We start from the raw sequence: 14,990 nt of genomic DNA, 5'->3' as shown, positions 1-14,990 counted from the left end.
GGGGGTGGTGGAGCCGCCGTGCGGTCGCCGCCCCTCAGCCCGTGGCGGCCCCCTCGGCCGACGGGCCGGAGTGGGAGCGGAGGACCGAGCGCAGGGCCAGGGCGTACTTCCGGCTTCTCGCGGTGGCCGGCTCCAGGGGAGGGAGCAGCGTCAACGGCACCTTGTCCCGCGTGACCTGAGTCAGGGCCGAGTTCAGGACGGCGGTCTGCCTGTCCAGCAGGAAACGCTGGGACGCGGCCGCGTCGGCGGCGGGACGCAGGCTCCGGCCGAGATCGGCCAACCGGCGCAGGATCACGGCGTCGTTGAGGAGGGCGTCGGCGTCGGGCAGACCGCCGCAGGCGGCGATCAGGCCCCGCGCCACCGGGGCGGCGGCGTGTTCGTCGCCCGCGGCCGCCAGTGCGGTCAGCGCCTGCGCGTATCGCTCCAGCGATTCCATCTGGGCGTCGGTCAGTTCGGGCCCGAGTTCGACGGACCGCAGTCGCCGCCACAGCCCGCCGGACTCCTGCTGGCGATCCGGCCGCGTCAGCCACTGGGTGACCAGCGCCTCGGTGTGCAGCGAGGCGACCGCCCGCAGCCCGATCTTCTGGAGCAGGAAGACGGGCCAGTCGTCGGGCAGCGGCGGACGCCCCGGCCAGGACTTCTTGGCCGCCAGCGCGCCGATGGCACACACGGCGAGCGCGGGCGCCAGGTCCACGCCCGTCCGGTCGTGGTGCAGCACCGCCTGACCCTCGGAGCAGTGGAGCCAGTCCGTCACCGCCCGCACCGCGAGGCTCTGCACGTCGGCCCGGTCGGGTCCGTCGGCCGAGTGGAGCAGTCCCCAGGCCCGCATGACCCGGCATGCCGGGGACGTGGCCGCCTCGTCCGTCGGCTTGCCGGACCGGCCCTCCTCGTGGCTCCGCCAGTACGCCGCGAACCGGTCCGGGACGAGGCCGTCCACGGGACGCGGGACCTGCCGGAAGTCCGGCAGCCGGAGCTTGACCAGGGCGTCGGACATCCATCGGGGAAGGTCGGGGACGATGAGCCGGCTGCCCGGCTTGACCAGGGTCACGAACCGTCCTCCCCGCCTGTCCCGGCGCACCCGCGCCACCTCGGCCACGAGGGACTCCTCCGCCAGTTCCGTGGAGGCGTCCACGGCCGAGTAGGCGGCGAGCACGCCGAGCGGTTCCACGGACACCAGGCAGACCGCGGCCTCGCCGGCGGACGCCTCCCGCGGGGAAGCCGCCTTCGTGGACGCCTCCCTGCCGGACACCCCGGACGTCTCCTCGGGGGACCTGGTGATCACACGCACCGGCAGCAGGCGCCCCGGAGCCAGGTTGTGGAACTCGCGCTCCACCAGCGGAAGCCGGCTGAGGCTCACGGTTCCCGGGCCGTCCCGCAGCACGCTGAGCCGGCGGATGCCCCGCAGATGGTCGAAGAGCGTCGCACCACGCAGACCTCCGGTCCACGCCGCCTCCCCGACGGGCAGCCAGTAGGGGCGCTGCGTACGGACGTCACGGCACACCACGCCCAGAGCGCGGTCCTCCTCGTCGTTGACCGGCAGCCAGACCCGCACGGCGATCTCCTCGCCACCGTCCTCCGCGTCGTCGGCCTCATCGGCCGCGCCGGCCCCGCGCCTGTCCGGGATCCCGCACGAGAGCAGCTTCTCGGACCTGCTCCAGTGCAGCCGGACGTACTCCTGGGTGGCGGCCAGCGCGCGGGAAGCCGCCTGGATCTGCGTGCCGTGCTCCGGCAGACCCGGTACGAGCTGCCGGACGTGCACACGGAACAGCGCGCTTCCCGAACGCACCGCCACGTTCCCTCGGCCCAGGTCGGCCACCGGCTGGGCCAGCACCGTCCCATGGGGCCAGATACTGCGGGGCTGCGCCCGGCGGGACACCGTCACCACGGTCTGCGCGCCGGCCGCGACCCGCTCGACGGTGACGGGCAGGACGTCCAGCTGGTTCAGCAGGCTCGTCTCGCCCCGCAGCGCACGCAGCAGTTCGGCGCGCAGCCAGCCGCAGCCGAACCAGGCGTCGGCCTCGCTCTCGGCGGACAGCTCGACCCGTGCCCTGGGCAGCCCGCAGATCCGCAGGCCCTGCTCCCGGTCCAGGGCCAGGAACACCACGTCGTTCTCCGCGACGCTGTCCGGTTCGGCGACGCTCAGCCGGTTGGCCCGGTCCACCCATACGGCGCTCCCGACCGGGTGGGCGTCCAGCACGGTCCGGTCGGCCGGGTAGGGCACGGTGCCGCGCCCCTCGCCCAGATACAGGGCACCGGCCTCCTCGTCCCGGAGGGCGACCGGCAGCAGCATGCGACGTGCGGACGGTGCCGCCATCGCCCCGCGCAGCCCCGGCCGCCAGTCGTCCAGCACCAGATGGCCGCACTCGTTCACCCCGCCCTCGACCCGGCCGTACACCAGGTCGCCGGGGCTGAACAGCGACCAGTCGAGGTCGGCCAGCGGGTGGCCGTCGGCGAACCGCACCAGCTCCCGGCGCACCTCGGACACACGGCCCGGGGCCAGTTCCAGCCAGACGCTGTGCCGGTCGGCATGGGCGACGGCCCAGGACCGGCGCCGGCCCTCGGCGATGTCCCCGGCCGGCTCCTCCAGCAGCTCGGTGGCCGGGAAGCCGAACCGCTGCAACGCCTCGCTCTCGTGCCGCAGGGTCCACCCGGCGGCGTTGCGGGAGAAGAACACCGGCTCGCTGGTCGAACGGGCCCGTGCCGGAAGCCTGCGTGTGCGGGGCTTGGCCTCGCCGGGCACCCACTCCCGGGTGCGGGAGTCGTGGTAGGTCCACCCGTGCCGGGCGCAGGCCTGCGCGATACGCCGCGCGCTGTCGTCCATGAACGACAGCTGGGCCCACGTCATCGGCGCCTGGGTGGTGGCCAGTTCCGTACCGGCGGGAGCCAGCCGCTCGCGGCGCACACCGGCGACGACATCACCGGGGTCGAAGGCGACCGTGCCGGCCTCCGAGTGGTCGAGTGGCACCACCCGGTCCACCGGCCCGCCTCTCGCCTGGCCCTCCCGCCGGACGGCGGCGATCCGGGGATGGCGGGTCTCCAGCAGAACCCTGCCGAAGCCCTTGCGGGCGGTGGCGCTGATCCCCGGGAGACCGGCGACGGTGAACCGCCCCGGCTCGTCGGCGCGGCGCAGGTCGTCCCGCGTCTTCAGGTTGTCCTTCGGGAAGACCACCACCGGGCGGGGCCGGTCGGTGAGATAGGCGTCGTCGGCCGGGATGGCCAGGACCACGGTCACCCGCCCGGTGGCCGCCAGATCCAGCCGCACCACCGACCGCGGCGTGATGCCGGGCCCCCGCTGCAGGTCGGCCATGGGGAAGACGACACCGGGCCGCACCTCGACGCACTGGCCCGCCGGGTCGACGACCCCGAAGCAGCCGCCCGACCGGCTGTTCAGGTAGCTCCGCAGCACGTCCGGCGGACGGGGCAGCGGGGACTTGGTGGAGCCCTGCCAGCGGTTCTCCTTGTCGGGCGACGGCCGAAGGAGTTCCACCAGCATCTTCGCCCGGCCCTCGTAGGCGCCCGGCCCGTCGGTCTCCGCCGCGCGCCGCAGGACGCCCTCCCGGTGGGAGAAGTCCCGGCGGGTGACGATGACATGGAACGGGGCCCGTTCGGCGGACGCGTCCGGGTCGCTCAGCGCGGCCACACCAGCGGGCAGGTCGAAGCGGAGCAGATAGTCGTTGGCCGTCGGCTGGATCCGGCCGGCCTCCATGTAGAGCCTGTCGCCCGCCCGCAGGCCAGGGGTCCGTTCGTCGGGCGCGGCCGTCGGTGGGACCAGGCGGAACTGGTGCACACGGCCGCGGGCGGGACCCTCCTCCACCACGGCACGGCCCAGGACGCGCTGCCGGGACCTGTCCCGGGGTACGGCGGCGAGCAGCCGGGCGATGTCGTCCGGGTGAAGGCGGGCCCGTACCGGACGCCCCTCCACATGGTCGTCGGCGCCGTCGCGGTCCACGCTCCGGCTGCGGGTGTGGACGCGGAGCACGACCACGCGGCCCGTGGCGTGGTCGATCTCCAGGTCCAGTAGGTGGACCACGTGGTGCGCGGCCTCCTGGTGGATCTGGTACTCGACGCTCTTGCGGATGTCCCGCAGCGCGATCGACACCCGTAGCCCGCCGGGCACCTCCTCCTCGGTCGCCGCGGTGACGGAGACGGCGTCGATCCGGTCACCGTGGAAGAGCGTCAGCGCCGCCGGGTCCACCGTCGAGCCCCCGACCGTGAGGGCGGCGTGCGGCACGTCGGCGAACCACCCGTACCCCCATTCGAAGCGGTGCACGGGCCCCGCTTCGGTCTCCTCGAAGCCGACGTAGTAGGGGCGGCGGTCGCGTTCGATCGGGCAGCGGCTGCCGTCCGTACGGGCGTGAGGGGCCACCTTCTCGACGAACTCGGCCACCGTCAGCGGGGCGGCCCGCAGGTGCGAGTAGCGGTATCCCCGCCCGTACGGCACCGGCACGGCCCGGACCAGGTGCTCGGAGTAGCCGCGGCCGCCGACGAAGGTCTGCGGTCCGTCGTCCGCCTCGAGCCACCCCTGGTAGGTGCCGTTGCTGTCGGGTGCCAGCACGTCGAGGTGCAGCCGTCCCCGTACCTTCGGGCCCTCCAGGGTTCCGTCGCGGCGCGCCAGGAAACGCGCCCACTCGGCCGCGGGATCCGCGATGCGCCGGTTCCGCTCCGGCCGGGCGCGCAGGGTGGCCGGCGACAGCACGAACCGGCGCTGGACGTCGGTGAAGCGCGGCCGGCCGCCCTGTCCCCGCGACGCCGGGGTCGCGTCGACGCACAGGGTGCGCACCAGGACCTGGTCCACATGCACGGGCTGCGGATCGGCACCCAGATAGAAGCCGGTCATGGTGCCCACCAAAGAGCGTCCGTCCCGCTCCACGAGGACCCGGCCCCGGGGCAGGCGCCTCGCCCTGGCCGGTTCCGACCGCCGCCCGCCGTCCTGCGGAGCGCGGCTCAGCGCGAGCCGGGCGAGCGTGGGGTGCTGGCAGACCGCGGCGCCGTAGTCGTCGCCGCGGTCGGAGACCACGCCCACGGTGTGCCAGCCGGCGTCGGGGACGTCACCCGCCCATTCCCACAGGGCGCGCAGCCGCAGCCGGCGCCGCAGCACCGAGAAGACCCAGCCGGCCGGTGTCCGGGTGGCCGTCAGATGGTCGCCCACGGAGGGCGACGCCTGGTCGAAGCACCCGGCGGGGACGACGGCCTCGACTACCCCGTCGTCGAACCGGAACCAGACGCGCAGCATGGTCAGGACGTTGTCGGAGTTGTACATGCGGCCGAGCACCAGACCCGGCAGCGTGCCCACCCGCTCCAGCCGGGCCGGGTCGCTCAGGCCCGTGCACGCCTGCTCGAGATCACCGAGTGCCTCCGCGTCCCGCTGCGGCCGGGGGTGCGGGGCGTGGCCGTCCTGGACCACGACCGCACGCCGGCGCACGCCCGTCGACATGGCGGGGAACTCGCCGGTCAGCGTGAGGGACTCGGTGGCCGCCCAGCCGATCAGTCCGGACGACAGCTTCACCAGGCAGTCCGTGTCCCCCGGCTTCCTGGTCAGCTGCCGGACGAGTTCGACGACGGAGCCCTCGCGCAGCCGGGCCAGCCGCTCGTAGGTCTCGGGGGAGCGGTGCTTCTCCTTGATGCCCGCCTCGTCCATCGCCCGGGCGACGGCCGGAAGACCCCTCGCCTGCGGCTCTCCCCAGTGGTCGATGCTGCACAGCACGCGATGGCGCCGCTCCCGGTCCGTGAGGGCGACCCTGATCCGGGTGGGGAAGCCGTCGACGGCCGGGACGTCGACGGTCCAGAACCCCTCGCCGTCGGCGTCGTGCCGTCGCGCGTCGTGGTAGAGCTCCTGGACGGGGAGGTCGGCCTGGTCGTCGTCGTGTTCGTCCTCGGTGTGCCCGTCGTCCCCGCCCTGGGCGTGGACGACGTCGAAGAGTTCCAGCCAGCGGGCGTTGCGGTCGTCGAACGGGCCGTGGCCGGGCGCCGGCTCGCGCAGGGCGAGCCGGCCGTGACCGGGTTCGTAGGAGGCGTGCACGATCAGCCCGGTGCGTCCCGCGGAGCAGGCCTCGTCCAGCTTCTGCCAGTCCGCCGCGTCCCAGGCGGAGGGGCCCAGGACGTAGGCGCGACCCGGTGTGGTGACGAAGCGCCAGGCAGGCCCGAACCCCGTGCGGTCGGTCGCCGCACCCGCGAGGACCAGCCGCAGCGTCGTGCGTTCGCTGCGCTGCCCGGTGCCGGCCTCGTCGGCGCCCGGCGCCACGGCGAGTTCGGGGGCCCCGGCGTCCACCGGCACCCAGTGGCCGAGTGCCGCGTCCCAGCGGGCCAGGGTGTCGTGGGGCAGACCGGTGCCCGCCAAGGGGGCGTGGACCCGGGAGAGGTCGGGGTCCCAGCGGCGGCGTGCCGCGATGTCGGCGGGACCGGTTCCTCGCGGGTAGGCGTCCTCGTCCACGCCGTGGACGGACAGTTCCAGTCCGGGGAAGCGGTCGACCGCCGTCAGCCTCGCCGACCGGATCTCCCCGTCCTCGGCTTGCCGGCGGGCCAGCGCGACGACCCGGTCGCCGCGGAGCCGGTTGCCCTCCTTGGCGATCCGGACGGCCACGGCATCGCCCACCCGCCGACGCCGGGCCTGCTGCTCGGTCACCAGCGCGGGCACGGGGAAGCGCTGTCCGCAGTTGATCCACAGCCGCTGCCGCGGACCGTGCTGGTTGCCGTCCTTGGCGGTGACGAGTCCGAGCACGTACGTGCCCTCTTCGGGGCGGGGCGCGTCGTGCAGAAAGAGGTTGCGCACCGGCAGGCGGCTGCGTCCCTCCGTCCGCGCGTCGATCACGACACCGGGCTGGTACAGGACCGTCTCCCCGGCCCGGCGTTCGACGGTACCGGCCCGGACCAGCCAGGTCTCCAGGTCCGGCGAGCCGGATTCCACCCGATGGGCCGGAGTGAGCGCCGGTGCGTGCGTGTCCCGCCACAGCTTGTCCATGCCGGTGGCCAGCGGCTGTTCACGCGCCTCCAGCACGCGGTGGGAGGTGTTGCGCAGGAAGTCGACCAGGGCGGCCTCGGTACCGCGCAGCGAGACACGCTCGCTGTAGGTGTCGAAGGGGTTGCCGGCCACGGTGGTGAGGCCCGAGGGCCCCCAGCGGACGTACAGCGACCGCAGCGCCCGCTGCCGGAGGCGGTTGGCGCTCCCGGGCGCCACGTGCATGCCGCCGCCCAGCACTTCGAACAGCCGGTCGTAGTAGAACGGGGCCTTGGCGCTCAGGTCGATCACCGTGTCCACGACCTGCTCCAGGACACGCAGCACACGATCGTGCGACCCCTTGCCGGAGACCGGGGCCGCGAACATGTCGAACATGCGGCCGCGTACCCAACGCGGCAGATGCTGCGGCAGGTTGAGCGACCGGACCAGCAGCGACCACGCGATCACCCAGGCCTCGTGCGCCTCCGAGTCGCCCAGTTCCGGCTCACGCAGCAGCGCCGCCAGCCTGAGGGTCCGCACGGTTACCGGAATGATGCCGTAGTCGTCGGAGACGTCCCGCTCCAGCTCCTCACCCATGTCGGCCCAGTCGGCCACCGAGAAGGCGTCCCGGTCCGGGTCCTTGGGCGCGCTCAGCAGCAGCCTGCGGTAGTGCAGCCCGGGCGGCGCGCTCGGGTCGGCGTAGTCCGGTCTGCCGTCCACCCAGTCCCAGCGCAGCGCGTACGTCGACTCCCCCGGGTAGATCTCACGCCACAGCAGCGCCGCCTGGACGGAGGTTCCCCGGTGGGGCTGGTCACCGAGGCCCGCGGTGAAGTCGAGCAGCGCACGCGCCGGTGCGACCGAGTCGTCCGGGACGGTGAACCACCGGCCGCTGCCCTCGGTCCGGTGCGGTTGGGTGCCTCCCGCCGCTGCCTCCTGGAGCCAACCGAGCGCGATCCCGAGCGCCACCCGGGACCGGACCAGGGCGCGCACCGGCGAGGGAGGCCTCGGCTGCTCCTCGTCCCGGGCGTGCACCGTTGCCACCAGCCGCACCACCTCGCCGGGGTGCACGGCCGGCCGCTTGCCGGTCCCGACGGCGTCCACCTGCTGAATCTGATGAAGCATGAACGTCCCGAGGCGGCGCACGGGCGCCGACAGCACCGCCTGGCCCCTGGGCGCGCCGGTGTCCGCCTGACCTCGGCCCGGCCCGCCGCCCGCGTTCCTGTGGCTTTCGGTCAGCTCCCGCATGAGCAGACGGTGGCGGTTGCCGAGGATGTCGCGGACGTGCGTCAGAAGAAGCAGCAGGAAGTCCGGGACCCGCACGGCCCTCCGTTCCTCGGGAGCGGGTGCGGCGCAGAGCAGGCGTACGGCCAGGGAACTGGCCGCAAGCAGCCGGACCATCTGCTCGGCGGTGGCGCGGAACTGCTTCGGCTCGCCGGGCGGCGAGAGGATCCACGGCGACCACACCTGGGCGGCCGTCGCCGGATCGGTCTCCTCGGCGGGGCCGTCGGCCAGGTAGAGGACCGGCATGCGCCAGTCGGGGTTGGGGCCGCGCAGTCTCAGCAGGCGCCCCACATGGAGCTGCGCGTGCGCGTAGTCCTCGCCGTGCGGGACGGTCACGTGCGTCCGCCGTTGGCTGGGCAGGCCGTTCGGCGCCTGCCACTGGCGCTCGAGCCACCGCACGGCGCGGCCCGCGTCGAGTTCGGCGGCCCGCTCGTGCAGGGCCGCCTGCCAGAGCACCCCCGGCATCGGCGACCAGCGGTGGTTCCCGGTACCGCCCAGCCGGGCGTAGGCCAGGACACGGCGGCTGCCGTCCGGGGTGTCGTCACCCGGAATGCCCGCCGGTCGCCCGCGCGCCGTCCAGCGGCCCAGTTCGGCGCCCGTCGCCGCCTCCGCTTCGAGGCGGGCCCATACGTCGTCGTCGGCCTCCCCGGTGGTGCGGAAGACCACCCGGGCGGCCGTGGCCAGCACGTCGGGCTCCATGTCGAAGGAGCCGCCCACGGCTCGGGCCAGCCGGTCGAGGAGGGTCGGGGTGTCCTCCGGCCGCAGCGCGGCGGCCAGTTCCGTCGCCTGGAGCAGCGCCAGCCGGCCGTGCCTGCCGCGCAGGGCGCCGTCGAGGAGCACGGGGAACTCCTCCAGCAGCTCGCCCAGGGCGTCCGGGCAGACGCCTGCCAGTGCGCGGGCGGCGGTCAGCAGGACGGAGGGCAGAAGCTGGTCCAGGAGGTCGTGGTAGGGAGGTGACGGCTCATCGGCGGCGGCCGCGACCGTGTCGGGCTTCTCCAGCACCTTGCCCAACAGCCGTACCGCCTCCGGGTCCCCGGTGCCGGCGGCCTGGAGCGTCCCGGCGACCAGCCGCCGCAGCTCCTGCGGCAGCACCTCCGCGACGCTCCGGTACAGCACTGCCGCACGGCCGGTCAGCTCCCGGACGCAGACGCAGCGCCGGTGCTCCGCGGGCGCGTCCTCCGTCCCGAAGCGCTCGTGCTCGGCCAGGAACACCTGGTGCGCTCTGAGCACATGGGGCAGCGCGTGCACCGCGAGCGGAGTGTCCGATCCCGCGAGCCACTCCAGTGCGGCGCAGACGAGTTCGCCGGACCGGGGCTGTGCGACGGGCTCGCCCAGGGCGGTGACGACATCGAGGTAGTCGGAGGCCGCCCGCGGCGGCAGACCCAGAGCCGAACAGAAGTACCAGTTCTCGAGCACGGCGGTCCTTCCCTGCTGTTCGGCACACTGCCCGCCGTCCCCCGTGGCGCGGCGTGCTCCCACAACTCACCCTGAGGACATGGTGTGTGGTGGGTCACTCAGTCTATCGGGTCATCGGGTTCATCAGGGGCTCGATCGGACATCTCCGGTTCACGCGCCGCTCCATGCGCCGGCGAACGGCAGCCACTCCCCGGGGGCCGGGGCGATGCGGACGGTCAAGTCCACGCACCGTCAGGAGGAGTGAGCAGCGAGGGCCGCAACGCGCGCCGGAACTCGTGCAGTTCGTCCAGCAGGTCGTAGTCCGGCACACCGCTCGGGAACCCGTTCCCCAGGCCGACGAGCGCGCGGCGGACCGGTGAGCGGTCGAGCACCCAGGCCATGCGGGAGGTGGTCAGGGGAAGCCGCGTCAGCAGGGCCCAGCTGCCCAGCCGCTGCCCCCGGGGATCCAGCACCGTGAAGTCCGGGCCGGACAGCAGTCCGGCCCGGTCCAGCGCCACGGCGTGCTCGGGGCTCCCCAAGTCCTCGGCGCGCACCGCGTGCTCCCCGCGCGCCGCCACCTTCGCCGCGGCGACGACCGCGTCCGACGGCCGCTGCTCCTCGAGCCAGGCACGGAAGACGTCGTCGGTGTGCAGACCGGTGTGCAGGAGGCCCAGGACCACCGTGTCGACCATCGTCGGGGTGAGGACGACGCCCCGGAACGCCTCAGGTGCCGGCAGACGGCCGGCCCGGTGCGCCGTGCGCAACCAGGTCCGGGTGGCGGCGTCGTCGCCCTCGGTCGCGCACAGGGAGGCCCAGCGCGCCGGGTCGGGCCGGCCCACGGCGTGGGCGCGCAGCAGTTCGTCCCCGATGCCGGGCTGCTCGGCCCGGACGGCCCGCAGCACCCCGGTCTCGCCCCCCGGGGCGTCGTCCCAGGCCGAACCGGCGTCGTTCAGGTACCCGACGACGGCGGAGGCGTCGGACAGCCCGGAGGGGAGCTCCACCCCGCAGGAGCGCAGCGCCTCGCCCAGCGCGGCGCCGAACCGCTCCGGGGCGGGGGCGTCGGGGTGTTCCGGGGCCCGGACCAGGTACTCCTCCGCCCCCAGCCCCCGGGCGAGGCGCCGCGCCGTACGGCGTGTGGCCGGCAGGCCGCCGTCGTGGACCTGGAGGACGACCCCGCGCAGCCCGGGCAGCAGACGCCGCAGCTCCTTGACATGACCGGTCCAGTCGAGACCGGCGGGAAAGGAGGCTCGCCGGCGGACCACCAGCCCCAGCGGGCGCCCGGGGACGTAGGCCGGGGACAGGGCCAGCCGCAGTGACTCCGCCGGGAGAGCGGGCAGGTTGCGCGGCGAGTCGTACGTGTACCAGAGGAGCCGCTCACCGTCCAAGGGCTCCTTCCGCTCGGCTCTCGTCCGCCACAGGTCCTGTTCCGTACGGTTGAGCAGATCCGCGAGGTCGTCGCCCGAGGGATCGGCGAGCACCGCGGTGAAGGCGCCCTCCCGCAGGCAGAAGTCCGCCTCGAGGCACACCCGGAAGCGCTCGTCGAGCCGGTCGACGACCTCCGCCGGCACACGGTGCGCCACCGACGGCATCGAGGCCGTCTCCCGAGGCGCCGGAGTACCCAGTCTCAGCGGGGCCCCGGCCCGGGAGGTGAACAGCACCGGACGGACGTCGCCGCCCGCGAAGGCCCTGGCGCCCTCCAGCACCGCCAGATCCACGTCATGGCCGTTGACCAGGGCCGTGAAGAACCGGCGGGCGAACTCGGCCGCCTGGCCGTCGCGGACCTTGCCGTCCACCGCCACCACGTACGGCACCCCGGCCAGCGCCAGCCGTTCGGCCAGGGCCGGCTCATGACGCCCTTCGTCACCGGCGGCCGGCGACGCCGAGTCGCAGGCCATCAGGACGGCCAGCGGAACCATCTCCTCCACCAGCCACGCGGCGAGTGTGTCGCCGTCCAGCCAGTGCGCGTCCGTGGCCCCCGGTCGACGGGCGACCACGAGACCGCCGTCGACATGATGTCCGCCGAAGTAGAAGGCGAGCGGCCCGACGGCCAGTTCGCGGTGGACCGCCTCGACATCCGCCGGCGCGGGCTCGACCGGCCGGGTCCGGAACCGGGTGCCGCGCAGGACCTCCACGATCCGGTCCTGGTCCCCGCTTCCGTAAGCCAGCGGCCCCGGACCGGCCACGGCCCGCGTCGTACCCGCCTGGGTGGTGATGTCCCCCTGGACGGCGGCGGCATTGGCGATCACGACGACATCGCTGCGGCCGGCCACGACCGCCGAGGGCATCGTGCGCCGGGGGAGGACCTCACGGACGAGGGAGATGCGGGGGTGCTCGCTCAGGGGTGTCTTCGGGACGTGCCGGGCGAGGCAGCCGTGTTCCACCCAGTTCTGCCACGGCCCGTGCGCGTCGGCCCTGTTCGCCTCCGGCACCCGGATCCGCTCGAGCGGCAGGGCCGCCAGGCGCACCAGGTCATGGGGGCCGGAGCCCAGCCGTATTCTCAGCCGTAGCCTTTGACTTTCCGTCAACAGTGCCATTTCGCGGCTGATGTGCTCGCGGACGGTCTTGGGCAGCACCGTGTTCGACAGGTCCGCCAGTGCGAACTGGTCGCCCTCCGGGGAGAGCAGGGCCTCGATGTCGTCGTCGTCCGTGCGCAGGATCTCGGGCTCGCCACCGGGCCCGCCTTCGGACGTCAGGAGTTCCGCGCGCAGTTCCTCGCCGTCCCCCCAGGACAGTTCGACCAGTACGTCACGTGGTGTCACCGCCATGCGGCCCTCCGTCCTGTGAACCCGCCCCCGGCATCCGCAGGCACAATTGTCCCTCCGGTTTCCTCAGCCTGGTGTTCCCCCGCCTCAGTCGAAAGGCCCGTCAGTCATGGTCGACACCGCGCCGATCGGGAAGGAGGAGCTGCGACGGCTCAGCACCTCTCCCCTGTGGGACGAGTTGGACGAGCCCGCCCGGCGGGACCTGGAGGACCTGCTGGCCGGGAACATCGCCGACGAGCAGACGTTCCTGCTCGAGCTCCAGCGACTACGGCACCAACACCCTTGTGTGAGACGGATGCTGAGGGCCTACCAGGCCGAGCGCGAGGTGGACGAGCGCGCCGTCCCGGATCCGGCGCCGCCGGTGGAGAACTCCGTCCCGGTGGCCGTCCCCGAGGACCGGTCGGCTGCCGCCCCGCCCGGCCGTCGCTACCTCAACCTCAATCTGACCTGGCCGATCTCCCGGCGGGTGGTGCCCCACGACTGGCTGCTGCGAGCGGGCGCCCGGTACCACCTCCGGCTGGACATCGGGGCTCTGGGCCGCGACAGCCTGCTGCGGGACAGCGCCCGGCCGCTCCCGGACGACGCGCTGCCGCATGCGGACGCCGGCGGGCGCGGCGACTGGCTGCAGATCACCGTGCTCAGCGAGGACTTCCTGGTGCCGGACCGGCGGCACGCGATGTTCCTGCCGCTCGACGGCCACGCCTACGTCTGTCCGTGCCCACCGGGTGGCCGGCACGCGTGCCGGCCGGAGCACCGCGGGGAGTACGTGTGGATCCCGGTCACGGCGCCCGACGGGCCGCGCTCCGCGGCGAGCCTGCGGGTCACCGTCGCGTACCGGGGCAACCTGCTCCAGTCCGCGACCGTCCTCGCGCGGGTGGCGGAGCAGGAGCAGTCCGCCGGGGGTTCGTTGCGGGGCCAGGTCGATTTCACGCTGACCTCGGGCTTCCTCGGCCTCGACGACCTGCCGGACCGGGACGCGGCCATCAGGGTCTCCCGCTCACGCGACGGGGCCCTGGTCGTGGACGTGGACGGCGGGGACCGGCCGGTGAGCACCTTCTGGCTGACCGAGGCGCAGATCGAGGGCGCCCTCACCCGGGCCCGTACGGTACTCACCGATGTGCACGCCACCCGTGCGGTGCCCCCGGAGCGGCCCGGCGGCCAGGGAGTCCCCGCGCTGGACCGGCTCGGCGCGGACAACACCAAGAGTCCCGCGGAGTTCCGGGACGACCTGTGGCGGCTGGCCGCCGCCGGCTGGGACCTGCTCCATCTGCTGGCGCCGGTGCCCGCGCAGCGGGCGGCGCTGCGCGACCGGCTGCGGGAGCCCGCGACCATCCAGATCTGCCGGCAGCAGGGGCAGCCGCTGATGTTCCCCTGGGCGCTGGTCTACGACATCCCCGTGGACACCGGGGACGACCCCGTGTACTGCGACGCCGGACTGGAACAGGCCCGGACCGGCGACGGCACCGCGCGGGCCTGCCCGGACTCGGCACGGCACACCCGCAACACCGTGTGTCCGTACGGCTTCTGGGGTTTCCGGCACGCGATCGAGCAGCCCACCTCACGCACGCACCGGGGTGCGTTGCCGCTCCGCGCCGGACGTGGCCTGGGCACACCGCACGTGACCGTGGGGCGCGCCCTGACCCTGCCTCGGCCGGACCTGACGGAAAGACATCTGCTGTCTCTGCGGGAGCAGTTCGGGGAGGCCAACCTGCGCGACTGCGACTCTCGCGAGTCCCTGCTCGGCGAACTCTTCCGCGCCGGTCAGGACTGCGTGTACTTGTACTGCCACGGCCGTCGTCAGAAGGACGCCGCCGACCGTACCGGCGCGACGGAGCTGGAGATCGGAAACGGCGAGCGGGTCAGGCCGGCCGACATCTCGGCCCGGATGACCGAGACGACCGGAGCGGCCGGGAGGACGGGCGAGGCGGGGACGACCGGATGGCGGGACTGGGAGGAGAACGCGCCGCTTGTCTTCCTCAACGGCTGCCACACCACCGACGACACCCCGGGCACCTGGCTGACCTTCGTCGACGTGTTCAGCAGCCTGGGCGCCTCAGGGGTCATCGGCACGGAGATCTCGGTCGGGCAGAACTTCGCGGGTGAGGTGGCCCAGTCGTTCTGGCGTCATTTCCTGGCCGGGCTGACCGTGGGCGAGTCACTGCACCGGGTGCGAGCCGAACTGCTGTGCAAGGGCAACCTGCTGGGACTCGCGTACACGGCGTACTGCTGCGCCGACCTCAGGCTCAGTCGCCCATGAAGGAGCTGACGCTCGGCACGTCGTGCTGCGGCAGAGAGGGCGACTCGACCGTGGCGCCCGCTGCCGGCTGGGCGGCGGCCCTCCGCTTGCGCTCCGCACGGTTCAGCATCCCTGCGACGACGAGGTAGCCGAAGAATCCGACGGTCAGCCCGAACGCGTAACAGGCGAACAGGTCCGGGTCGGGGAACCGCGTATTGATCACCACGCCGCCGCCGAGCGCGGCCACCACGGTGACCAGGTCGGAGATCCGCGAGCCCTCGGAGCGTCGCAGGGTCCGGTAGGCGATCCACCCGACGACCAGGCCGAAGCAGCCCGAACCCACCAGGCTGAGGACGGAATACTGCTGCACGTTGCTCCTCGA

The 14,990-nt window shown here is 73.8% G+C and carries 4 protein-coding genes; 1 reads left to right on the top strand and 3 read right to left on the bottom strand.

The features are described from left to right. Positions 1–34: 34 nt before the first annotated feature. Together ACWDUZ_RS21275 and ACWDUZ_RS21270 are read right to left on the bottom strand one after the other, a co-directional pair. Positions 35–9,631, bottom strand: a complete 9,597-nt coding sequence (locus ACWDUZ_RS21275; protein WP_451633344.1) for a hypothetical protein — start codon at positions 9,629–9,631, stop codon at positions 35–37. Positions 9,632–9,846: 215 nt separating this feature from the next. After that, positions 9,847–12,375, bottom strand: a complete 2,529-nt coding sequence (locus ACWDUZ_RS21270) for a CHAT domain-containing protein (protein ID WP_451633343.1) — start codon at positions 12,373–12,375, stop codon at positions 9,847–9,849. Positions 12,376–12,481: 106 nt separating this feature from the next. On the opposite strand from ACWDUZ_RS21270, the gene ACWDUZ_RS21265 reads away from it, so the two are divergent. After that, positions 12,482–14,629: a CHAT domain-containing protein gene (locus ACWDUZ_RS21265; protein WP_451633342.1), complete on the top strand. Its 2,148-nt coding sequence runs from the start codon at positions 12,482–12,484 to the stop codon at positions 14,627–14,629. Here ACWDUZ_RS21265 and ACWDUZ_RS21260 read toward each other — a convergent pair. Further along, complete coding sequence (locus ACWDUZ_RS21260) at positions 14,616–14,978, bottom strand: hypothetical protein (protein ID WP_451633341.1); 363 nt, start codon at positions 14,976–14,978, stop codon at positions 14,616–14,618. The two genes, ACWDUZ_RS21265 and ACWDUZ_RS21260, sit on opposite strands and share 14 nt — an antisense overlap. Between the last annotated feature and the right edge of the window lie 12 nt (positions 14,979–14,990).

It is taken from the genome of Streptomyces sp. NPDC003393 (assembly GCF_053589015.1).
Note: the sequence above shows the minus strand (reverse complement) of the source record. Positions and strands in the feature narration are given on the sequence as shown.